Here is a 20,249-nt window from a genome sequence, read left to right as displayed (position 1 = left end):
TTGAATATGATTTATGCGGTTATATTAAAACGGCGCGCCAGCCGACCATCCTCCTCGTTCGTCGAACGGTCCATCGCCCGAGCGGTCCTGTCCTGCGGTCCATTCCCGTCCTCGAATGCGCCCGGTGCGGACCGCGTCCGCCCTGCGGCGGGGACCGTGCCCGGTCGTTGACGCTATGCCCGACGGGCTCGATGCGGACGCCTCGCCTCGCCTCGGGGCGGGAAGAGGGCAGGTCGGGCGGCTGCGCGCCCTCCCATCTCGGGGAAGAGAACGACCATGCTCCAGCGCTTCTTCGCCTATTACGGGCACTACAAGACGCTCTTCCTTCTCGATTTCGGCTGCGCCGTTCTCGCCGGCATCCTGGAACTCGGCTTCCCGATCGCGGTGAAGGTCTTCGTCGACGATCTCCTGCCGGGCGGCGACTGGCCGATGATCGGGCTCGCCACGATCGGGCTGATCCTGATCTATTGCCTGAACACGGGGCTGATGGCGGTGGTGACCTATTGGGGCCACATGCTCGGCATCAACATCGAGACCGAGATGCGCCGCAAGGCCTTCGACCATCTCCAGAAGCTCTCCTTCCGCTATTTCGACAACGTCAAGACCGGCCATCTGGTCGGCCGGCTCACCAAGGATCTGGAGGAGATCGGCGAGATCGCCCACCACGGGCCGGAGGACCTGTTCATCGCCGTGATGACCTTTGTCGGCGCCTTTGTGCTGATGCTGTTCATCCATGTGGAACTCGCGCTGATCACCGGCCTCGTCGTGCCCGTGGGTGCCTGGCTCACCAGCCGCTACGGCGCCCGCATGACGGCGACCTGGCGCGCGATCTACGCCTCGGTCGGCGATTTCAACGCCCGCATCGAGGAGAATGTGGGCGGCATCCGCGTGGTGCAGGCCTTCGGCAACGAGCACCACGAGAAGGCGCTGTTCTCCCACAGCAACGCCCAATACCGTCAGCGCAAGCTCGACGCCTATCGCATCATGTCCTGGTCCCAGTCGCTCAACTACTTCTCCATGCGCATGACCCAGGTCATCGTGATGGTGGCCGGCACCTATTACGTGATCTCGGGCGATCTCTCGAATGGCGGCTTCGTCGGCTTCCTGCTCCTCGTCGGCGTGTTCTTCCGCCCGGTCGAGAAGATCGCGGCGGTGATCGAGACCTATCCCAAGGGGATCGCGGGCTTCCGGCGCTATTGCGAATTTCTCGACACCGAGCCCGAGATCGAGGATCGACCGGGCGCGGTGGCTGTCTCTTCCGTCGATGGCGCGGTCGCCTTCGAGGATGTGAGCTTTGCCTATGGCGACGGCCGCCCGGTGCTCGACCGGGTGAGCTTTGCCGCAAGGCCCGGCGAGACGATCGCCTTCGTCGGCCCCTCGGGCGCCGGCAAGACGACGATCTGCGCCCTTCTCCCGCGCTTTTACGAGGCGAGCGGCGGCGCGATCCGGATCGATGGCCGGGATGTGCGCGACATGACGCTGTCGAGCCTGCGCAACCATGTGGGCGTGGTCCAGCAGGACGTGTTCCTGTTCGGCGGCACCGTGCGCGAGAACATCGCCTATGGCCGGCTGGGCGCGAGCGAGGAGGAGATCGTCTCGGCGGTGCGCAGGGCCTCCCTCGAGGCGACCGTCGAGGCCTTGCCCTTCGGTCTCGACACCATCGTCGGCGAACGCGGCGTGAAGCTCTCGGGCGGCCAGAAGCAGCGGCTCTCGATCGCCCGCATGTTCCTCAAGGACCCCGCGATCCTGATCCTCGACGAGGCGACGTCGGCGCTCGACACCGAGACGGAACGCGCGATCCAGGCTTCCCTCGCCGAACTGTCGAGGGGCCGCACGACGCTCGTCATCGCCCATCGCCTGTCGACGATCCGCCATGCCGACCGGATCTTCTTCGTCGCGGGCGGACGTATCGCCGAGGGCGGGACCCACGAGGCGCTGATGGCGAGCGGCGGTGCCTATGCCCGTCTCGTCGATGCCCAGTCGGGCAACGACCGGGGCCTTGCCGTCTCGCCGGCAAACCGGGTGAACCCGGCCGGCACACCCGTCAGCGGCGTTGCCGGCTGATCATCACGACGAGATAGGGCCCGCCCAGAAGCGCCGCGAAGAGGCCCGTCGGCAGCTGATAGGGAAAGGCGAGGCTGCGCGCGGCCGTATCGGTCACGATCATCAGGAGCGCTCCGATGAGGGGGGCTGCGAGCAGCTGATCGGCCGGCCGGCGAAAGCCCGCGACGCGGGCGAGATGCGGGGCCATCAGTCCGACGAAGGAGAGCGGGCCGACGGCAAGGGTCGCGGCGGCGGTGAGAACCGCGGCAAGGGTGATGAGCGCGCTGCCGGCCCTCTCCGGCGACAGGCCGAGCCCGCGCGCGGTGGGCGTGCCGAGGGCGAGCAGCGACAGCCAGCGATGGGCGAGCAGCGCGAGCGGCAGGAGCACCAAGAGGATCGCGGCCTCGGCGAGCGCGAGGCCCGGGCCGACGCGGGCGGTCGAGCCGCTCATCCAGTCGAGAAGCCGGGACGCCTCCGGCCCGCCGCGCGCCATCACGAGGGTGACCCCGGCGCCCGCGAGGGAGGCGACCGCGATGCCACCGAGGAGAAGGCGTTCGGGGCCGAGGCCTGCCGCCCGCGCGAAGACGAGGATCGCGGCGAGGGACAGGAGGCTTCCGGCAAAGGTCGCCGCGAAAGCCGGCCCGGTTCCGGCGAAGGGGGCAAAGAGGAGGAGGACGGCGAGCCCGAGCCCTGCGCCCGAGGAGATGCCGAGAACCTCCGGGCTTGCCACCGGATTGCCCGTCAGCCGCTGAAGAAGGGTTCCGGCCAGCGCCAGCATGGCCCCGGCGCTCGCGCCTGCCAGAAGGCGCGGCCAGCGAAGCGGCGAGAGCGCCTCGATCGCGGCCAGATCGAGGAGAATGCCGTCCATCGCCGGCTTCAGGACCAGAGACAGCACGAAGGCGGCGGGGATCGCCGCAAGGAGAAGGGCGAGAGCCAGTCGCCGGTGAGCGATGTCGCGCACGGGAACCGAGAGGGCCGGGCCTGCCCGGTGGGCGAGACGCGGCAGGAGCCATAGAAGCAGCGGCCCGCCGAGAAGAGCCGTTACCGCCCCGGTCGCAAGGCTCGTCGTGGTGAGCGTTTCGAACAGCAGCACGGCGGCATCGGTCGCAAACAGGAGAACCGCGCCCATCAGCGGGGCCGCGAGAAGCTGCGCGTTCACCGTGCGCGCCCCCGAAAGGCGTGCGAGATTGGCCGCCATCAGACCGATGAAACCGATGATGCCAACGGCGGCGGTGACGGTGGCCGCAAGGCCGGTCGCGATGGCGATCACCGAAAGACGGACGAGCCCGACGCCGGCCCCGAGGCCCCGCGCGCTCTCGTCGGAGAGGCCGAGCAGCGTCAGGGGCCGCGATAGGAGAAGTGCTGCGAGGATCGCGGCGATCAGCGCGCCGAAGAGAAGACTGCTGTCCCGCCAGCCCGATTGGGAAATCGTGCCGCCGCCCCAGAGATGCAGCGAGAGCATGTAGTCGCCGCCATAGAGGATCAGCGTCGCCGAGAGCGCGCCGCAGACGAGGCTGACGACGAGGCCGCAGAGGACCGTCGTGACCGGATCGTATTCGCGCAGGCGCGCCAGCGCGAGGACGACGAGGAGCGCGCCGGAGCCGCCCAGAAAGGCGACGAGAAAGCGGCCCTCGGCGAGAAGGGCGGGGAAGAAGAGCGTTGCCGCGCCGAGGGCGAGTTGGGCGCCCGAGCCGATGCCGAGGGTGGACGCGTCGGCAGCCGGATTGCGCAGCACCCGCTGGAGCAGCGCACCGGACAGGCCGAGGGCCGCGCCCGCCAGAAGCGCGAAGGCGCCGCGCGGCAGAAGGCCGTAGGCGAGGAAGCTCTCGGAAAATCGGGGTGAGAGATCGCCGAGGCGCAGGACCGAGGCCGTGGCGAAGACGGCGAGCGCGACGGCGAAGAGCCCGGCCCAGCAAAGAAGTGCCGGGTTCGCGCGTCGAAAGAGAGCGATGCGGCTGGTGGGTGCGACGGACCGGCTCACGAGCGGACGGACCTTCGGATGGTCGCGCCTTCGGGGTTTTGCCGTTCGCCGAGGAGCGCGGCGGTTACGAAGCGCGACAGGCGGCGGGCCGAGGCGAGCGCGCCGAAGGCGTTGACCGGCGGCAACACGGCCATGCGACCGGCCGCGACTTGGGGCAGGGCCTGCCAGAGCGCTCCGGTTTCGATCGCGCGGCCCGCATCGGGCGGAACAGGGCCGACGACGAGGAGGAAGGCCTCTGGAAACTCGGCGAGGACCTCCATCCCCACCGGCGCGGTCGCGCTATAGCGCGTGCCGCCCTCCCAGGTATTCGGAAGTCCGAGGCGCTGGAGCACGTCGCCGAACAGGGAATCGCTGCCATAGACCCGGACATGATGGGCATCGCCCAGATCGACCAGAAGCACGTCGCGGAAAGGCCCTGCCCGAAGCCGGTCCCGGCATGCGCCGAGCAGGGCGCCCGTCTCCTCGATCTGGCGGTCCGCGCGGGCGCGAACCGCGAACCGGTCGCCGAGATCGCGGGTCATCGCCTCGATATTGGACAGAGGCGGCTCGCCGGCGAGAAACAGGTCGTAGGTCACGAAGGGAGCGATCGCCTCGATCTGCGGTGCAGCCCAGGCGCTGAAATTGCTGCCGAAGACGATGGCCGGATCGGCGAGTGCGAGGCGTTCGAAGCTCAGGGAGCCGCGAAGGCCGAGATCGGCGACGGCGGACGGCACGGGAGGCTCGACCGCCAGGCGCCGGTAGAGGACGAGTTCCGGCGCGGCAAGCGGTTCGAGCCCGAGGATCAGCGCGGTTTCGAGAAGCGCCCAGTCGACCACGGCAAAACCGCGTCCGGCTTCGCCAGCGCCCCTTTTGCGCTGCAAGCCGATCGCGGCCGCAGCGAAGGCGCCTGGGCCTAGAAGGGCTGCGCCACCGAGACCCGCGAGACCCGCGAGGGCCGCGCGCCGCGTCGGGCCGAGGGGAGGGCCGCCGGTCAAGCGACGTAGCCGATCGGCGCGCCGGTTTCGGGCTGGCGCAGGATGCCCATGGGAATGCCGTAGATCGCCTGGAGGGTCTCGGATTGCATGATCGCATCGGCCGGCCCGTCGGCGACGATCCGGCCGCCGCGAAGCGCCACCAGCCGGTCGCAAATGCGGGCCGCCATGTTGATGTCGTGGAGGACGATGATCACCGACAGGCCAAGTTCGTGCGACAGCCGGCGCACGAGATGCAGCATTGCGGCCTGATGGGCGACGTCGAGCGCCGAGGTCGGCTCGTCGAGAACGAGGCAGCGCGCTTCCTGCGCGATCAGCATCGCGAGCCAGACGCGCTGGCGCTCGCCGCCGGACAGATGGTCGACGGGCCGGTTCGCAAAATCGCCCGTCTCGGTGAGCGCGATCGCCCGGTCGATGGCGGCCCTGTCCGCCGGGCCCGGCCTGCCGAGGGCTCCGTGCCAGGGATAGCGCCCGAGCCCGACGAGTTCGCGCGTGGTCATGCCGTCGGTCGTGGGCGGGGTCTGGGGCAGATAGGCGAGGCGGCGGGCGAGATCGCGGCCCTTGAACTCCGCGATCTTGCATCCGTCGAACAGGATGCGGCCCGTATCGGGCAGGGCCTGGCGGGCGATGAAGCGCACCATGGTCGACTTGCCCGAGCCGTTCGGTCCGATCAGGCCCGTCACGTCGCCGGTGCGCAGCCGCAGCTGCGGAACGTCGAGGACGACGCGGCCGTCCACCCGATGGTGCAGCGCCTCGATCGCGAAAAGATCAGCCGGCGGAGGGGACCCCGCCGGCTTCTTCCGAGGTGACATGGAGGTCCCTTAGAAGTTGAAATGAGCCTTCAGGAGACCGCGGCGGCCTTCGCCGTAGTAGCAGGCGGTGGTCTCCTGGCAGCTCGAGACATAGTCCTCGTCGAAGAGATTGTTGACGTTGAGGGAAACGCCCCAATCCTCCTTCTCGTAGGCGATGCGGGCATCGACGAGCGTGACGTCCGGCACCTCGAACTCATTGAGATTGTCGGCATAGCTCTTGCCGACATAACGCACGCCGCCGCCCAGCTCGACGCCTTCGAGCATGCCGCTCTCGACCCGGTAGTTGAGGAAGGCGGAGGCGAAGGTCTCGGGCACGACGAAGGGCCGGTTTCCGACGAAGAGCGGATTGGCGTCCTTCTCGATCTCGATGTCGTAGGTGGTGAAGTTGGCGACGAGATCGAGACCGTCGGCAAGGCCGACCCGGGCATCGAGTTCGATGCCTTGGGAGTTCACCTGCCCGCGCGCCTCGTTGATGAAGGCGCCGCCGACGAAGCGGCTCTGGAGCGTGTTGCGGCGGGTGAGATCGAAGACCGCCGCGGTGAAGACCGCATCCAGGCCCGTCGGCGCCCACTTGACGCCGGCTTCGTACTGTTCGCCGTCCTGCGCCCCGACCGGATTGCCGAGCGTGTTCGTGCCGATCTGCGGCTCGAAGAAGCTCGACGCGCTGATATAGGGAACGAGACCGTCGGCGATCTCGTAGCCGAGGGCCGCCCGTCCGCTGAACGCGTCCTCGTGATTGTCGTAGTCGTTGCCGAAGGAGGTGCGGTCGTCGCGATCGGTCCAGAGGGAATCGTAGCGTCCGTTCAACGTCAGGATGGCTCTGCCGAACCGGATCTGGTCCTGCGCATAGAGCCCGAGGCTGTTGAGGTCCACGGTCTCGTCGAGATAGGGCGCGAAGAGGGCCGGCAGCGGTTTGCCATAGACCGGATTGATCGGATCGAGATCGGGAATGGTCGCGAAGTTCGAGGCCTGTACCTGATCGACGCCGTAATAGCGGTATTCGGCGCCGACCAGGAGACGATGATCGAAAACGCCGGTGCCGAAGGTCAGGATCGCCTGATTGTCGAGGGTGACGAGATCGGCCTCGGTGTCGTGGCCGAAGGCGCCGCGGCTGAGGACGCGATCGGTCTGGTCCAGATCGAAGGGATAGATCTGGTATTCCTCGCGCTGGATATTGGCGTAGCGGCCGTTGGAGCGCAGGGTCAGGACGTCGTTGACGTCGTGTTCGATCTCGTAGCCGAGAAGGGTCTGGTTGGCCTTGAGGTCGTCGGGGCCGGGCTCGGAGACGAAGAGATCGTTGGGGACCCGGCCATAGGGCGCGTCGACCACGGTTCCGGCATAGGGCAGGAAGCCGTTGGTGTGCTTGGAATCGTCGCGCTGGTAGATGGCGTAGAGATCGGCCCGCGTATCCTCGCCCTCGTAATGCAGCTGCGGCATGATCACGCCGCGGAACTGGTCGGCGTAATCGACGTCGTCGTCACCGCCCAGGACACGGCCCGTCAGACGATAGCTCCAGGGCGAGGCGAGGGAGAACCGGTCGCCGAGGTCGAAGCCGACATAGCCCTTGGGCTCGTCGGTGATCCCGGTCTCCATATAGCGGATGCGCTCGCCATCGGCGCGCTTGGAGGACAGGTTGACGATGCCGCCGGCGCTGGCCGCGCCGTAGAGCGCCGATCCGGGCCCGTTCAGAACCTCGACCCTGTCGAGGATGAAGGGATCGATGATGATCGAGGCGAAGGCGTACTGGAAGAGCGGGAGACCGTCGAGGAAGAAGCCGGTCTGGGTGGTCTGGAAGCCGCGGATGAAGCCCCAGTCCGTGTCGGAGTCGGCGCCGAAGGGGGAGGCGAACACGCCCGGCGAATAGCGCAGGGCCTCGTCGACCTGAAGGACGCCGAGATCGTCGAGTTCCTCGCGGCCAGTGACCGTGACGACCTGCGGGATCTCCTTGATGGGCGTCGCGAGCTTGGAGCCGGCGGTCGCGTTCTCGGCGACATAGCCGTCCACGGGGCCGGGATTGGCGACGCCACGCGCGCTGGTTTCACCCGCCGGGGAGACCGGCCCGGAGGAGGCGGGGGCGGACTGCGCGTCGGCCTCGACCACCACCTGATCGAGCTGGATCGTCCCTTGCGCGAACGCCGCGCCTGCGGAGAACGCGGCGGAGAAGGCGGCGAGCGCCGCGGTGGTCAGATGAAGATGCCGACGCAGGCGGACAATGCCGGTGCTCGAAGGATCGCCCGGGAGGGAAGGCAGCATGAAGAACTCGTGAACTGGATGGAGAAGATCACGTTTTCATTAGGCGCTTTTTTCTGATACCGGGAGTCCGGTTATCCCCATGCCCTGCAGCGAGGCCTGCGCTGTTGCCGCTTTGTCGCAAGTCTCGACCGATTCCAAACTGGCGCGGCTTCCAGCCTCGGCGCGGGCGCCCGTCTTTGCCCGACAAGACGAAAGCGCCGCGCGTCCAGTTGGACGCACGGCGCTTCGGGGTCATCGGTCTTCCTGCCTGACCAGGGCTTTCACCTCATGCACCATCCTCAGGCGCAATGACCTGCAGCGTGGGCTTCTCCCTGCCCGATGCGAGGATCAGGCGCGAAAAATTGCGGACTGGAGCAATCCGAATATCCGAATGCGGATCAGAAGTCCTCCCAGTCGTCCGCGCCGCGTTCGGGGGCGAACGCCGCGCCGCCGGTGCCAACCGTGCGAAGCTGGGTCGTGGTCCTCTCGGAGCGAACGGGCTTGCGGGCGGCCTCCCTGGTGGCCGATCCGTTCTGCGCTTCGGTGCGGAATTGGGACATGGTCCTGGCGAGCTCGTCGGTTTCGGTCGAAAGCGTGAGGCTCGCGGCCGTCGCCTGTTCCACCATGGCGGCGTTCTGCTGGGTCACCTTGTCCATCTGGTCCGCTGCTTGGGAGACCTCGCGTAGGCTGATGGCCTGCTGGCCGGCGGAGGCGGCGATGGTCGAAATGAGCTCGGCCATGGTCGTGACCTCGGCGACGATGCCCTCCAGAGACTTGCCCGAGGCGGTGACGAGTTCCACGCCGGACCCGACCTGTTCGCGCGAGACGGAGAGCAGCATCTTGATCTCCTTGGCCGCGTCCGCCGAACGCTGGGCCAGCCCGCGCACCTCCTGCGCCACGACCGCGAAACCGCGCCCGGCTTCGCCCGCCCGCGCCGCTTCCACGCCGGCATTGAGGGCGAGGAGGTTGGTCTGGAAGGCGATCTCGTCGATCACGGAAATGATCAGGTTGATCTTCTGCGACGACTCCTCGATCTGGCCCATCGCGATGACCGCCCTGCCGACGACGTCGCCGCCCGTCACCGCCCGTTCGCGAGCCACCATCGCGACCTTCTGGGCCTTGCCGGCATCGTTGGCGGTGTTGTTGACGGCGGTGGTTACCTCGTTGAGGGCCGCGACGGTCTCCTCGATGCTGGCCGCCTGCTGTTCGGTGCGGCGCGAGAGATCGTCGGAGGCCGTGTTGATCTCGCTCAGTCCGTTGCGGATGGACGAAATCGACGTGACCACATGGCCGATCGCGTTTTCGAGGGCGGCGACACTGTCGTTGAACTTGGAGCGGATCGGCTCGAACTCCTCGGCCACCCGGTCCTGCATGCGCACCGTCAGGTCACCCTCGGACAAGCGGTCGAAGCCGACCTCGACCGTGGCGACGAAGGTGCGCAGATCCTCGGCCTTGGCGTTGTCGAGCGCTGCCTGGCGTTCCTTGGCGAGGCTCTCGCTGGCCCGCGCCTTCGCGTTTTCCTCGACGAGCCGGATCCGTTCCACGGACGCGGCCTTGAACACTTCGAGGGCCCTCGCCATGGAGCCGATCTCGTCCTTGCGATCGGTCTCCTCGATCGGGGTGTCGAGCTGCCCGCCGGCGAGCTTCGACATCGCGGTCTCGACGCGGCCGAGCGACTTGACGATCGACCGTCCGATCAGACTTGCGATCGCAGCGATCAGAACGAGCGCGAAGAGCGAGATGCCGAGCTGCAAATAGGTGGCGAATGTCGAGTTCCGGCTCGCCTCCTCCGCTCTCGTGTCGAGGCGTACGAACGCGGCCTCGACCAGATGATCGAGGTTCTCGCTGATCTCGCCCGCTTCGGAATCGATGACGTCGTCGATCGCCCCGAAAGCGCTCGCATCGGCCCGCGTGCGCACGAGCCGGGGCAGTGTTTCGAGAAGGGCGCTCTCCAGCTTCGCCAGCTTGGCTTCGAGGCCGTCGGCGAGCTCGGACCTGTCGAGGCGGGTGGCGAGCTGCTCGATGGACGGAACGAGCGAGACGGAGACCTGAATGCCGTGGCTCATGATCTCGGTGCGTTCCTGCGAAACCTGACCGTTCTCCCTGTCGACGATCTCGTCCATGGCCGCGAGCGTCGCCTCCAGGAGGCGGATCCGCATCTGGGTCGCCTGTTGAACGAGCTCCTGCATCTGGTTCGCCAGTTCGACGGCCCGGTTGATCTTGTTCCCCTGAACGAAGGATACGATGCCGACCGCGAGGAAGGCTGCGACCGTCAGTCCGATCAGGAGGCGCATCCGGCCCCGGATGGACAGTCGATTGATCGTCGGCATGAGTAACATCCTATCCTTTAATCAGTCAGACTTGCATTTTAGGGCTGACCGGTGCTGAATCGTCATCGGGAATATCTTGGTCTCATCTGCGGAATGCGGTGATGAGATCATGTCTTTGGTTGAATCAATATTGAACATTTCCATTGACGGAGGCTTAAGGAAGAGTTGCCCGCCGTCACGAAGCCGCGAATGAATCGTCCTCGATCACGGCGGCATCCCGTGCGGCCGGCCCGCACCCATCTTTCGGATACAATCCTCTGCCTGGAGATCGGGTGCTGAGACACGGAAACGGCCACGATCCCGCCTTGCCCGATCCTGTCGAGACGGATCGCGTCACATCCCGCTCCGGATGCCAGTCGGCGAACGCCGATCCGGGACATGAAAGAGCCCCGGATCCGGTTGCGAAACCGGGTCCGGGGCTTGGTCCGCCAGAGATTTCGGGTCATCCGAGAGCCGGGGTCATCCTCCGGTCTTCAAGGTGCGCCCGGGACTTCCCGGCGCGAGCCGGGTCGCCGTTCCTGAAGATCAGAACTCCGTCCACTCGTCGGTCAGGGTATTCAGGGCCGCGTTGCCCTGTGCGACCGGCTTCATCTGGAGGACCGGACGGGCGACGGCCGATGCGGGTGCGGAGGGCCGCCCGCCTTCGGCGCTGCGCTTCGCCGGGCGCGCCTCGCGATGGATCGAGCCCGCCTTCGTAGCCGTCTTGAACTCGGCGATGAGGCCGGAGAGGTCGTCCATCTCGTTGGCGAGGGTCTGCGCGGCCGCGGTCGACTGCTCCACCATCGCCGCGTTCTGCTGCGTCACCTTGTCCATCTGGTCGGCTGCCGTCGACACCTCGCGCAAGGACACGGCCTGGCTCTGGGTCCGGCTCGCGATCTCGGTGACGACGCGGCTCACATCGCCGATCTCCGAGATGATCTGCGTCAGGCTCTGCCCGGACGCCCCGACCAGTTCCACGCCCGCCTCGACCTGCTCGCTGGAGACTTGGATCAGCTCCTTGATCTCCTTGGCCGCCGTCGCCGAGCGCTGGGCGAGGCCCCGCACTTCCTGCGCGACCACCGCAAAGCCCCGGCCGGTCTCGCCGGCCCGCGCCGCCTCGACGCCGGCGTTCAGCGCAAGGAGGTTGGTCTGGAAGGCGATCTCGTCGATCACGGAGATGATGCTGCCGATCTTGCGCGAGGACTGCTCGATGATCTGCATCGCCTCGACCGCGCGCCGCACGATGTCGCCGCCCTTCTCCGCGTTGTGAAGGGCGCTGTGAGCGCTCGACTGGGCCTCGATGGAATTCTGCGCCGTCGCATCGATCGCCCGCGTCACTTCGCTGAGGGCCGCCACCGTCTCCTCGAGGCTGGCCGCCTGCTGCTCGGTGCGCTGGGCCAGATCGTTGGATGCGGTGTTGATCTCGAAGAGACCGTTGTGGATCGAGCCGATCGATCCGACGACGGAGCCGATCGTGCGCTCGAGTCTCGAGACGCTGGCGTTGAACAGATCGCACAGCTCGGCATAGTCCGCATTGGCCCGCGCATCGAGGCGGGCGGTCAGATCGCCGGCCGACAGGCGTTCGAAGCTCGGCTGGACGGCGGCGATGAAGGCCTGCCTCGCGGCGGTCGTCGCGGCATGCTCGGCCTCGCGCCGCGATGCCTCGGCATTCGTGCGCTCGCTGACGAGACGGCCTTCCAGCTTGACCTTTTCGAGGCCGGCCTTGCGGAAGTTCTCCAGCGCGCTCGCCATGTCGCCGAGTTCGTCGGCCTGTCCGACGGCCGGGACCGTGACCGCATGATTGCCGCCGCCGATCTCCTTCATGGCCGCCGTCATCTTGACGAGGGGCGAAGCGACGGAGCGCGACAGAAGCCAGCCCATCGCGGCCGCGACCGTGAAGGACAGGAACGCGCCGAGGCCGAGCGCCAGATAGGCCGTCGTGAACGAGGTCTCCGTGGCGGCCCGGCGGACTGCGAGCAGCGCCTCTTCCTCTGCGGAAATATCGCCGATGATGTCGTTGACGCCGGCGACATGCTTGGCGGCCGTGCCGTTGGCGGTGATCGCGGTCGCCCTGTCGCGCTGCGAGGGATCGGACGCGAACCGGTATTGCGGATCGGCGACCTCGGCGACATAGGTCGCGCCGGCGGCCTTCAGCCGGGCCACGCGTTCCTGCTGCTGGGGATTGTCCGAGGTCAGCGTCCCGATCCGTTCCACCGCCCTGTCGAAATTGGCAAGCCCGGCCTTGAAATCGTCGTAGTAGTCTTCGTTCGGGGAAAGGATGTATCCGCGCATGGCGGCCACTTCCTGCATCATCCCTTGCCGTGCGTTCTGCGCAGCGGCGAGAACTTCCGTGGTGTGCTGATCCCAGGATGCGGCATTCCGGATATCGGAGATGGCATAGAGAACCACGCCGGTCATGGCAGCCACCGCGACCAATATGGGCGCGAATGCGATTACGAGTTTGCGGTTTACGCGAATATTGCTGAACAACGCCATCTTCTTGCGCCCTAGGGTGATACCTGCGCCCGTCGCGCATGGTCGCCGAAATGGTATCCGACATCTTTCACCAAAGTATAAATTCCAACTGTCCTCGTCAGTTACGCGACAGCTTCCCGAAACAAGAGGGCGCTCGGCGCGCGCTACCAAGGCGTGTATGACCTCGCGTTTTCCGTTTCCTCGATGCCGATCCATGCAGTTTATGCTTCCGGGTTTGCCGGACGCTTCAGCGACTAGACGGTCTTCTATGGAGCGCAAACAGGTCCGAAGGGCGGCCTCAGGAGCGCTCCAGCCGGTGCATCAGCCTCTGGAGGGCGGGGCGTACACGCAGGAAGAGGAGGTAGCATCGTTCGAGCAAAGCCGATGCGAAGGGGCCCCGAAACGCAAGTCCCAGGGGGCGCAGGACGGGAATGGCGCGCCAGACGGCCGCGAAGGCCGCGCCGCCGTGGAGAAGCTTGCCATCCTCGCATGCGTGGAAGCGCGCCAGCAACTGCGAGCGGTCGAGCGGGCAGCCTTCCGCGCCGGCTTCGTCGGCATCGACGAACCGGATCGCGTCTCGCCGGTCGAGCCGGCGAAGCATCGCGATTTCCCTTCGACACAAGGGGCAGGATCCGTCGTACCAGACTGTGAGTTCGCTCATCGACCGAAGATGGGCAGCGGCGCGGGAAAATCGCGCCCTCTCACATGCGGCAGATCGCGACAGGCGGCGCACAACATCATGGTCATCCGGGCGTCGGTCCCGGCAGGGATCTGGTGCGGTCAGCCGGTTCGCAGGCGGTCAGGCCTCAGTAGCCGGCCGCGCGGTCGACGGGGCCGGGGATCTCGCCTCGATTGAAATAGGTTCGAAGATTGCGGGCGGCGATCGCGCTTGCACTTCTCATATCCGTCGGTGCGGCGACATGCGGCATGACGGTGACCGCGCGATGGGTCCAGAAGGGATGATCGGGCGGGAGCGGTTCCTCGTCGAAGACGTCGAGGACAGCATGTGCGACGCGCCCGCTGTCGAGCGCGGAAAGAAGAGCACCCGTCTCGATGATCGGCCCGCGCCCGACATTGATCAGCGACGTGCCTTCCGCAAGGGAGCCCAGCATTCGCGCGTCGAGGAGCCCGGATGTCTGCGAGGTCAGGGGCAGGACCACGACGACGATCCCGGCCGCCCCGATGACGGCTTCGAGCGAGGCGTCGCCCGCGAATGTTTCTACGCCGTCGATCCGCCTCGGCGTGCGCGACCATCCGACCACCCGGAACCCCGCAGCGGAAAGGGCAAGGGCGCTCAGGCGACCGAGTTCGCCGAGTCCGAGGACCGCGACGGTTCTCTCCCCGGCAGAGGGCTGATCGAGCGGGCGCCAGATCCCGGCCCGCTGCTGCTCGAGATAGTCCGGCATGCGCCTGTGCAGATAGAAGACGTGGCCGAGAACCGCCTCGGCCATGGCCTCGGCGAGAACCGGATCGACCAGTCGCACGATGCCGATCTCGGCCGGCAGCGCGGTCAGGAGACGCTCGACGCCGGCCCAGAGGCTCTGGACCCATTTGAGGGCCGGGAAGCGGGCGAGATCGGCCGGATCGGGATTGGCGACGATCGCGACTTCGACGCTCGCCGCCTCGGCCGCCGACAGCGAACGCGGATCGCAGATGCGGTGTTCGGGAAGGGCGGACTGCAACGCGGTGCGCCAGGCCTCGCTCTCGGCGCCGTCCATGGTCGCAACGAGAGGAACGATGCTCATGCGGCCCACACGGCGTCTTCGTTCGCAAATCCCTTCAGCTCGATGGGATTGCCGGCGGGGTCGCGGAAGAACATCGTCCACTGCTCGCCGGGCTGCCCTTCGAACCGGACGGTCGGCGCGATCACGAAGTCGAGCCCGTCCGCCGTCAGCCTGTCTGCCACCTCGCGCCACAGGTCGAGCGGAAGAACCGCCCCCAGATGCGGCATCGGAACCATATGGTCGCCGACCTTGCCGGTCTCGGCCGTCGAGAAAGGAGTGCCCAGATGAAGCGAGATCTGATGGCCGAAGAAGTCGAAATCGATCCAGGTCTCGGTGCTGCGCCCTCGCCGGCAACCGAGGAGGTCGCCATAAAAGCGCGCGGCGGCGTCGAGATCGTCCACGTGATAGGCAAGGTGAAAGAGGGGTTTGAACATCGGATCGGTCTTTCTTCTGCATGTATCGGGGATCGCGAGCCGCCATGGGGGGGGCGGCCGCCCGGAGATGGAGACGGGCAGCGATGCACCGGCTTCGAGCGTTCAGAGCCCGAGTTCGGTGAGGCCGGGATGATCGGCCGGGCGAGGGCCGGCGTCCCAATGGAACTTCCGCTCGGCTTCGGCGATCGGAACGTCGTTGATCGAGGCCTCGCGCCGGCGCATCAGCCCGATCTCGTCGAACTCCCACTGCTCGTTTCCGTGGGCGCGGAACCACTGGCCGCCCGCATCGTGATATTCGTACTGAAACCGCACGGCGATGCGGTTCTCGTGGAAGGCCCAGACCTCCTTGATCAGGCGGTAGTCGAGTTCGCGCTCCCATTTTCGGGTGAGGAACCCGACGATCGCCTCGCGGCCCGAGAAGAATTCCGATCGGTTGCGCCATCGGCTGTCGGTCGTATAGGCCATCGAAACCGCCTTCGGATCGCGCCGGTTCCAGGCGTCCTCCGCCTTGCGCGCCTTCTCGGCGGCAGTCTGTGCGGTGAAGGGCGGAAAGGGCGGGCGCTCTTCGCTCATGGATCGATCCTGCTGGCTTGCGACCGGTGCAGCCTACACGCCGCACCGGTCCTCGTCTCGCTTCTTCAGCGCGGATGGGCGCCGGAGGCCTGCGCGCCGTCGCGCGGCTCGTGATATTTATAGGGCAGGAACTTGCCGTTCATCGTGATGACGACCCGGTCGCCGGCGGGATCCTCCTTGCGGTCCATCGAGAGGACGAAATCGATCGCCGACATGATGCCGTCGCCGAACTCCTCGTGCAGCGTCTCCTTGAGCGCCGGTCCGAAGACGAGCATCGCCTCGTAGAAGCGGTAGAGCGTCGGGTCCTGCGGCGGCATCTGGGTCTCTTCGGCCCGCATCGGGATCTCCGAGAGCATCTTCGTTTCCGATGCCGAAAGACCGAACAGGGCGGCGGCCTTTTCCGCCTGCGGCTTGGGCAGGGGCATGTTGCCGAGAAGCGCCGTGGTGATGAAGATCTGGCTGTAGCCGCCGATCTCCTCCGCGATGGCCTTCCAGCTCAGATCCTTCTCGCGCTTCACGTCGAGGATCTTCTCGGTGAGTTCGGCTCGTTTCATGTCGTCTTCCTTCATTGGCCTGTGTGCCCCGCACTGCGCGCGGGATCGGGTTTTCGGGCGGGCGACCGGACGGCGCAGCCGAGCCGGCGGCCTGCCCGAGAGGCGTTTCGAGGATGCCGCATGGCGTCCTCCTCGGTTGGCCGCCCGAAGATCGTCAGGCAAGTGCCGTGCCAAGAGGCGAAGCCGGCCGCGGCACGGACTTGCCGGAGCCGTGCCGCCCGGCGCCGGGTTGCCGAGCCGATCGCGGAGCGCTGGCGGTCTGTCCTTGGAACCTGTCCTCGCCTATCTTCTCGCGGCGAGGACGAAAGCAGAGGCAGCGGACCCATGGGAATGACGAGGATCGCCGAGGCCACCGGCCCGGTCGGGGCGGTTTCCTGAGCATGCGGATCGTCGTCATGGGCGTTGCGGGCTGCGGCAAGAGCACCGTCGCGGAGGCGCTCGCAAGGCGGATCGGAGCCGATTACGTGGACGGCGACTCGCTCCATCCGAAGGCCAATATCGACAAGATGGCCGGCGGCCATCCCTTGAGCGACTCCGATCGCGGACCCTGGCTGGAAGCGGTCGGTGCGGTTCTTCGCAAGGACGGCACCGTCGTCGCCTGCTCGGCGCTCAAGCGCGCCTATCGCGACATCATCTGCCGGAGTGCCGGTCGCAGCGACCCGGTGACGTTCCTCTATCTGAGAGGGGATCGGGAGCTCCTCAAGGCGCGGATGGAGGCGCGGACGCGGCACTTCATGCCGGTCTCCCTGCTCGACAGCCAGCTCGAAACCCTCGAAGAGCCGGGCCCCGACGAAAACGCCGTCGCGATCGATATCCACCGCACGGTCCCGGACATCGTTAAGACCTTCCTCGAAGCGATCGGACCGCTGTCCGCCCGAGATCAGAGCGCTCGCATCCAGGCGCCTGGGGCAGCTTCGGCCTAGACCGGAACGCCGTAGAAGCCGATCGGGCCGGCGAGTTCGCCTTCCTCGTATCGGAAATGGGATCGCACGAGCCGTTCGAGCGCCGTCAGCGCATCGCGGCAGCGCGCGAAGGCCTGGGGGCCCGGTTCGTTCACGACGGAGCGTGCCGCCTCGGCGAGGGCGTCGATATGCTCGTGGATGATCACGTGTTCCGCCGCGAGGCGATCGAGCACCGCGATCAGCCCCTCCGGGGCCCGGCGTCTGAGGGCCGGAAACACATGCTGTTCCTCGGCGTCGTGATGAAAGGTGAGAAGGGCGCATTCGCGTCCGCACAAGGTTCCGAAGCTGCGATAGGCCTCGGCCATGGGCAGCGTCTCCACTGCTGCCGAAAGCGCCGGCAGGTCGCGCTCTCCCGCCTCGACCTCGGCCATGGTGCGGGTCACCTTGGTCAGTTCGCGAAGATGGGAGGCATGGATATGGGCAAGCACCTCGCCATGGCGCGCCTGGACCGCGTCGAGGCCTTCATAGGTCGGGCCCTTCGGCCGCGTCCGGTCGTCGAGAAGCGTCGTCTTGGCCATCGCAGTTCGTAGTCTTCCGAAGGTTCCGGTGAGGTTTCGAGGGGTGAACGGGATTCTCCGCCTCGATGCAAGGCCCGCGAAGCGGCGCAGGCCGGATGTCGAATAGCCTAGATTGCGTGCATCTTGGCAATTATGACTAAAATATAAACAGATGGCGCTTATCCGCGCGCCGCATCTTCTCTCTTCCCTGTGCGCCGTAAGACCGCGCATGGCCGCGAATTTCCCTGAAGACGAGCCCGCGGCGGCGGCGGCTCCGCCTGGGTGAGGTCTGGCACGGCCCTTGCATCGCCCTCCTCGGATCATGGGATGAGGAGCGAGTGCCAGGTGCCATCCGCCGCAGCAGATCTCGAACTTGCCGCCGTCACCAAGGCCTATGGCGATACGGTCGCGGTCGACCGCGTCTCCCTGAAGGTTCCGGCCGGAACCTATTGCTGCCTGCTCGGACCGTCCGGCTGCGGCAAGTCCTCGACCCTGCGCATGGTGGCGGGTCACGAATTCATCTCCGACGGCGATGTGATGATCGGCAATACGATCGTCAACGATCTGCCGCCGGCGCGGCGCGGCACCGCGATGATGTTCCAGAACTACGCCCTGTTTCCCCATCTCGACGTGCGCGAGAACGTCGCCTTCGCCCTGAAGATGGCGGGCACCGCGAAGGAGGAGCGCCTGAAGCGCGCCGATGCGATGCTGGCGATGGTCGACATGAGCGCCTACGCCTCCCGCCTTCCCGCGCAGCTTTCCGGCGGGCAGCAGCAGCGCGTCGCACTGGCGAGAGCCCTCATCACCAATCCGACGGTTCTCCTTCTCGACGAGCCGCTATCGGCGCTGGACCCGTTCCTGCGCATCCGCATGCGGGCCGAACTGAAACGCTATCAGCGCGAATTCGGAATCTCCTTCGTGCATGTGACGCACAGCCAGGAGGAGGCGATGGCGCTCGCCGACATGGTGGTCGTCATGAACGACGGGCGGATCGAGCAGGTCGGGACCCCGCGCGAGGTCTTCAACGCCCCGAGGACACGCTTCGTCGCCCAGTTCATGGGTGGCCACAACGTCGTGACCGAGGGCGCGTCCGCCTATGCGGTGCGGGCTGACAAGCTCCGGCTCTCGCCGCTCGGCGATGCGGAGGCGGGCAGCAGTCCGGCGACCGTCAGCGACGTCGAATATCAGGGCATGACCATCCACGTCGCCCTCAAGCGTCCCGATGGAACCGATCTCCTCGCGACCCTTCCCGAACACGAATTCGACCGCGCGCCGGTCGCGGTCGGCGACACCGTCGGTGTCGCCTGGCACCCCCACGACCGGCACGAACTTGCGGCGTGAGCCGATCTTGATCCCTTCCACACCAGGACGAACGGAACGACCGACATGACCAGGACGACACAGTTCAGTGTATCGCGCCGCAGCCTGCTGGCCGGCGGCGCGGCGATCGCCGGCCTTGCCGCGACCGCGAAGCTCTCCGCCTTCCCGACGCCCGCCATCGCCCAGGAAAAGGTGACGCTGCGCTATCTCTCGACCGCCGTGAACCAGTCGCCGGCGATCGCGGAAAAGGCCGGCGCCGATCTCGGCATCAATATCGACTACATCGCCGTCACCACCGACGATGTGGCCAAGCGCGTGATCACCCAGCCGAACTCGTTCGACCTCGTGGACACCGAATATTTCGCGCTTCCCAAGCTCCTGCCCTCCGGCAACATCATGGGTCTCGACGCCAAGCGGATCAAACTCGCCGATCAGATCGCCTCGGTCATCCGTGAGGGCACGGTCGACGGCAAGACGGTCGGCCTCGACGGCACGGCGCCCTCCAAGGTGCTCTACCTGCCCTCCGAGCAGGCGACCGAATTCGCCGGTGAGCCGACCGAATTTTTGACCCTCATCCCGACCACCTACAACGCCGATACGCTCGGCATCCGGCCCGATCTCATCGACGGGCCGGTGGACAGCTGGGCCGCGCTCCTCGACCCGAAGTTCAAGGGCCGCGCGGCGATGCTCAACATCCCGTCCATCGGCATCATGGATGCGGCGATGGCCCTCTCGGCGCGCGGCGACCTCACCTATGGCGACAAGGGAAACATGACGCGCGAGGAGATCGACAAGACGATCGGCGCGCTGATCGAGGCGAAACGCGCCGGCCAGTTCCGCGCCTTCTGGACCGATTTCAACGAAAGCGTGAACCTGATGGCCTCGGGCGAGGTCGTCATCCAGTCCATGTGGTCGCCGGCGGTCACGGCGGTGCGCACCCAGGGCATCGACTGCAAGTACCAGCCGCTGAAGGAAGGCTACCGCGCCTGGGCCTCGGGCTTCGGCCTGCCGGTCGCGATCAACGATCGCGAGAAGGACGCGGCCTACGAGTTCATCAACTGGTTCCTGTCGGGCTGGGCCGGCGCGCATCTGGCCAAGCAGGGCTATTACACCGCCGTCCTCGAGACCACCAAGGAGGCGATGGAGCCCTATGAATGGGCCTACTGGTTCGAGGGCAAGCCGGCGGAACAGGACATCCTCGCACCGGACGGCAAGCTCCTCGAAAAGGCAGGGGCGACCCGCGACGGCGGCTCCTACGACGAACGCATGGGCAGGGTCGCCTGCTGGAACGCGGTCATGGACGAGAACATCTACATGATCCGCAAGTGGAACGAGTTCATCGCGGCCTGATCCCCTTGAGCT

General features: G+C 66.8%; 16 protein-coding genes. 4 read left to right on the top strand and 12 right to left on the bottom strand.

All coding sequences use genetic code 11. The features are described 5' to 3' along the window. Window positions 1-276 precede the first annotated feature (276 nt). Window positions 277-2,064, top strand: a complete 1,788-nt coding sequence (locus tag DYI37_RS10845) for an ABC transporter ATP-binding protein (protein WP_116683242.1) — start codon at window positions 277-279, stop codon at window positions 2,062-2,064. On the opposite strand, the gene fhuB is transcribed toward DYI37_RS10845, so the two are convergent. The 11 genes from fhuB to cynS form a co-directional block, all read right to left on the bottom strand. Continuing rightward, window positions 2,045-4,024, bottom strand: coding sequence for a Fe(3+)-hydroxamate ABC transporter permease FhuB (fhuB, locus tag DYI37_RS10840; protein WP_158555145.1), 1,980 nt, complete (start codon window positions 4,022-4,024; stop codon window positions 2,045-2,047). The genes DYI37_RS10845 and fhuB overlap by 20 nt on opposite strands. Continuing rightward, window positions 4,021-4,998: an ABC transporter substrate-binding protein gene (locus tag DYI37_RS10835; RefSeq protein WP_210209331.1), complete on the bottom strand. Its 978-nt coding sequence runs from the start codon at window positions 4,996-4,998 to the stop codon at window positions 4,021-4,023. Before DYI37_RS10835 ends, fhuB begins: the two co-directional genes overlap by 4 nt. Continuing rightward, entirely contained in the window at window positions 4,995-5,807 is an 813-nt protein-coding gene (locus DYI37_RS10830; protein ID WP_116683239.1) for an ABC transporter ATP-binding protein, read from the bottom strand. Before DYI37_RS10830 ends, DYI37_RS10835 begins: the two co-directional genes overlap by 4 nt. A gap of 9 nt (window positions 5,808-5,816) precedes the next feature. After that, on the bottom strand, window positions 5,817-8,060 hold the full coding sequence (locus DYI37_RS10825) for a TonB-dependent siderophore receptor (protein WP_116683238.1): 2,244 nt from the start codon (window positions 8,058-8,060) through the stop codon (window positions 5,817-5,819). 377 nt (window positions 8,061-8,437) lie between these two features. Beyond that, complete coding sequence (locus DYI37_RS10820; RefSeq protein WP_158555143.1) at window positions 8,438-10,369, bottom strand: methyl-accepting chemotaxis protein; 1,932 nt, start codon at window positions 10,367-10,369, stop codon at window positions 8,438-8,440. A 525-nt stretch (window positions 10,370-10,894) separates the two neighbouring features. After that, window positions 10,895-12,766, bottom strand: coding sequence for a methyl-accepting chemotaxis protein (locus DYI37_RS10815; protein ID WP_158555142.1), 1,872 nt, complete (start codon window positions 12,764-12,766; stop codon window positions 10,895-10,897). 355 nt (window positions 12,767-13,121) lie between these two features. Beyond that, on the bottom strand, window positions 13,122-13,484 hold the full coding sequence (locus DYI37_RS10810; RefSeq protein WP_116683236.1) for a thiol-disulfide oxidoreductase DCC family protein: 363 nt from the start codon (window positions 13,482-13,484) through the stop codon (window positions 13,122-13,124). Between the two features lie 145 nt (window positions 13,485-13,629). Then, the gene (locus DYI37_RS10805; RefSeq protein ID WP_116683504.1) at window positions 13,630-14,568 is read right to left on the bottom strand and encodes a 2-hydroxyacid dehydrogenase; all 939 of its coding nucleotides are present in this window, start codon (window positions 14,566-14,568) and stop codon (window positions 13,630-13,632) included. Then, window positions 14,565-14,981: a VOC family protein gene (locus tag DYI37_RS10800; protein ID WP_116683235.1), complete on the bottom strand. Its 417-nt coding sequence runs from the start codon at window positions 14,979-14,981 to the stop codon at window positions 14,565-14,567. Before DYI37_RS10800 ends, DYI37_RS10805 begins: the two co-directional genes overlap by 4 nt. A 102-nt stretch (window positions 14,982-15,083) precedes the next feature. After that, window positions 15,084-15,554, bottom strand: coding sequence for a nuclear transport factor 2 family protein (locus tag DYI37_RS10795; RefSeq protein ID WP_116683234.1), 471 nt, complete (start codon window positions 15,552-15,554; stop codon window positions 15,084-15,086). 65 nt (window positions 15,555-15,619) lie between these two features. Further along, window positions 15,620-16,108 carry a cyanase gene (cynS, locus tag DYI37_RS10790; RefSeq protein ID WP_116683503.1) on the bottom strand — a complete coding sequence of 163 codons (489 nt, stop codon included), beginning with the start codon at window positions 16,106-16,108 and terminating at the stop codon, window positions 15,620-15,622. A 380-nt stretch (window positions 16,109-16,488) separates the two neighbouring features. Between cynS and DYI37_RS10785 the strand changes: the two genes are divergently transcribed. Continuing rightward, on the top strand, window positions 16,489-17,031 hold the full coding sequence (locus DYI37_RS10785) for a gluconokinase (protein ID WP_245413872.1): 543 nt from the start codon (window positions 16,489-16,491) through the stop codon (window positions 17,029-17,031). On the opposite strand, the gene DYI37_RS19990 is transcribed toward DYI37_RS10785, so the two are convergent. Then, window positions 17,028-17,588, bottom strand: a complete 561-nt coding sequence (locus DYI37_RS19990) for a hemerythrin domain-containing protein (protein WP_158555141.1) — start codon at window positions 17,586-17,588, stop codon at window positions 17,028-17,030. The genes DYI37_RS10785 and DYI37_RS19990 overlap by 4 nt on opposite strands. Before the next feature lie 306 nt (window positions 17,589-17,894). Between DYI37_RS19990 and DYI37_RS10775 the strand changes: the two genes are divergently transcribed. Both DYI37_RS10775 and DYI37_RS10770 read left to right on the top strand, forming a co-directional pair. Beyond that, window positions 17,895-18,908: an ABC transporter ATP-binding protein gene (locus DYI37_RS10775; protein WP_116683232.1), complete on the top strand. Its 1,014-nt coding sequence runs from the start codon at window positions 17,895-17,897 to the stop codon at window positions 18,906-18,908. A gap of 45 nt (window positions 18,909-18,953) precedes the next feature. Then, on the top strand, window positions 18,954-20,237 hold the full coding sequence (locus tag DYI37_RS10770; RefSeq protein ID WP_116683231.1) for an ABC transporter substrate-binding protein: 1,284 nt from the start codon (window positions 18,954-18,956) through the stop codon (window positions 20,235-20,237). Window positions 20,238-20,249: the final 12 nt, after the last annotated feature.

The organism is Fulvimarina endophytica (assembly GCF_003403015.1).
Taxonomy (GTDB): domain Bacteria; phylum Pseudomonadota; class Alphaproteobacteria; order Rhizobiales; family Rhizobiaceae; genus Fulvimarina; species Fulvimarina endophytica.
Note: the sequence above shows the minus strand (reverse complement) of the source record. Positions and strands in the feature narration are given on the sequence as shown.

What these genes read in the sequence shown, in the direction of transcription:
- cynS (WP_116683503.1), bottom strand. Translation starts at nt 16,108, where the DNA reads ATGAAACGAGCCGAACTCACCGAGAAGATCCTCGACGTGAAGCGCGAG.
- DYI37_RS10815 (WP_158555142.1), bottom strand. Translation starts at nt 12,766, where the DNA reads ATGACCGGCGTGGTTCTCTATGCCATCTCCGATATCCGGAATGCCGCA.
- DYI37_RS10810 (WP_116683236.1), bottom strand. Translation starts at nt 13,484, where the DNA reads ATGAGCGAACTCACAGTCTGGTACGACGGATCCTGCCCCTTGTGTCGA.
- DYI37_RS10800 (WP_116683235.1), bottom strand. Translation starts at nt 14,981, where the DNA reads ATGTTCAAACCCCTCTTTCACCTTGCCTATCACGTGGACGATCTCGAC.
- DYI37_RS10845 (WP_116683242.1), top strand. Translation starts at nt 277, where the DNA reads ATGCTCCAGCGCTTCTTCGCCTATTACGGGCACTACAAGACGCTCTTC.
- DYI37_RS10805 (WP_116683504.1), bottom strand. Translation starts at nt 14,568, where the DNA reads ATGAGCATCGTTCCTCTCGTTGCGACCATGGACGGCGCCGAGAGCGAG.
- DYI37_RS10795 (WP_116683234.1), bottom strand. Translation starts at nt 15,554, where the DNA reads ATGAGCGAAGAGCGCCCGCCCTTTCCGCCCTTCACCGCACAGACTGCC.
- DYI37_RS10785 (WP_245413872.1), top strand. Translation starts at nt 16,489, where the DNA reads ATGCGGATCGTCGTCATGGGCGTTGCGGGCTGCGGCAAGAGCACCGTC.
- DYI37_RS10820 (WP_158555143.1), bottom strand. Translation starts at nt 10,369, where the DNA reads ATGCCGACGATCAATCGACTGTCCATCCGGGGCCGGATGCGCCTCCTG.
- DYI37_RS10775 (WP_116683232.1), top strand. Translation starts at nt 17,895, where the DNA reads ATGAGGAGCGAGTGCCAGGTGCCATCCGCCGCAGCAGATCTCGAACTT.
- DYI37_RS10830 (WP_116683239.1), bottom strand. Translation starts at nt 5,807, where the DNA reads ATGTCACCTCGGAAGAAGCCGGCGGGGTCCCCTCCGCCGGCTGATCTT.
- DYI37_RS19990 (WP_158555141.1), bottom strand. Translation starts at nt 17,588, where the DNA reads ATGGCCAAGACGACGCTTCTCGACGACCGGACGCGGCCGAAGGGCCCG.
- DYI37_RS10770 (WP_116683231.1), top strand. Translation starts at nt 18,954, where the DNA reads ATGACCAGGACGACACAGTTCAGTGTATCGCGCCGCAGCCTGCTGGCC.
- DYI37_RS10825 (WP_116683238.1), bottom strand. Translation starts at nt 8,060, where the DNA reads ATGCTGCCTTCCCTCCCGGGCGATCCTTCGAGCACCGGCATTGTCCGC.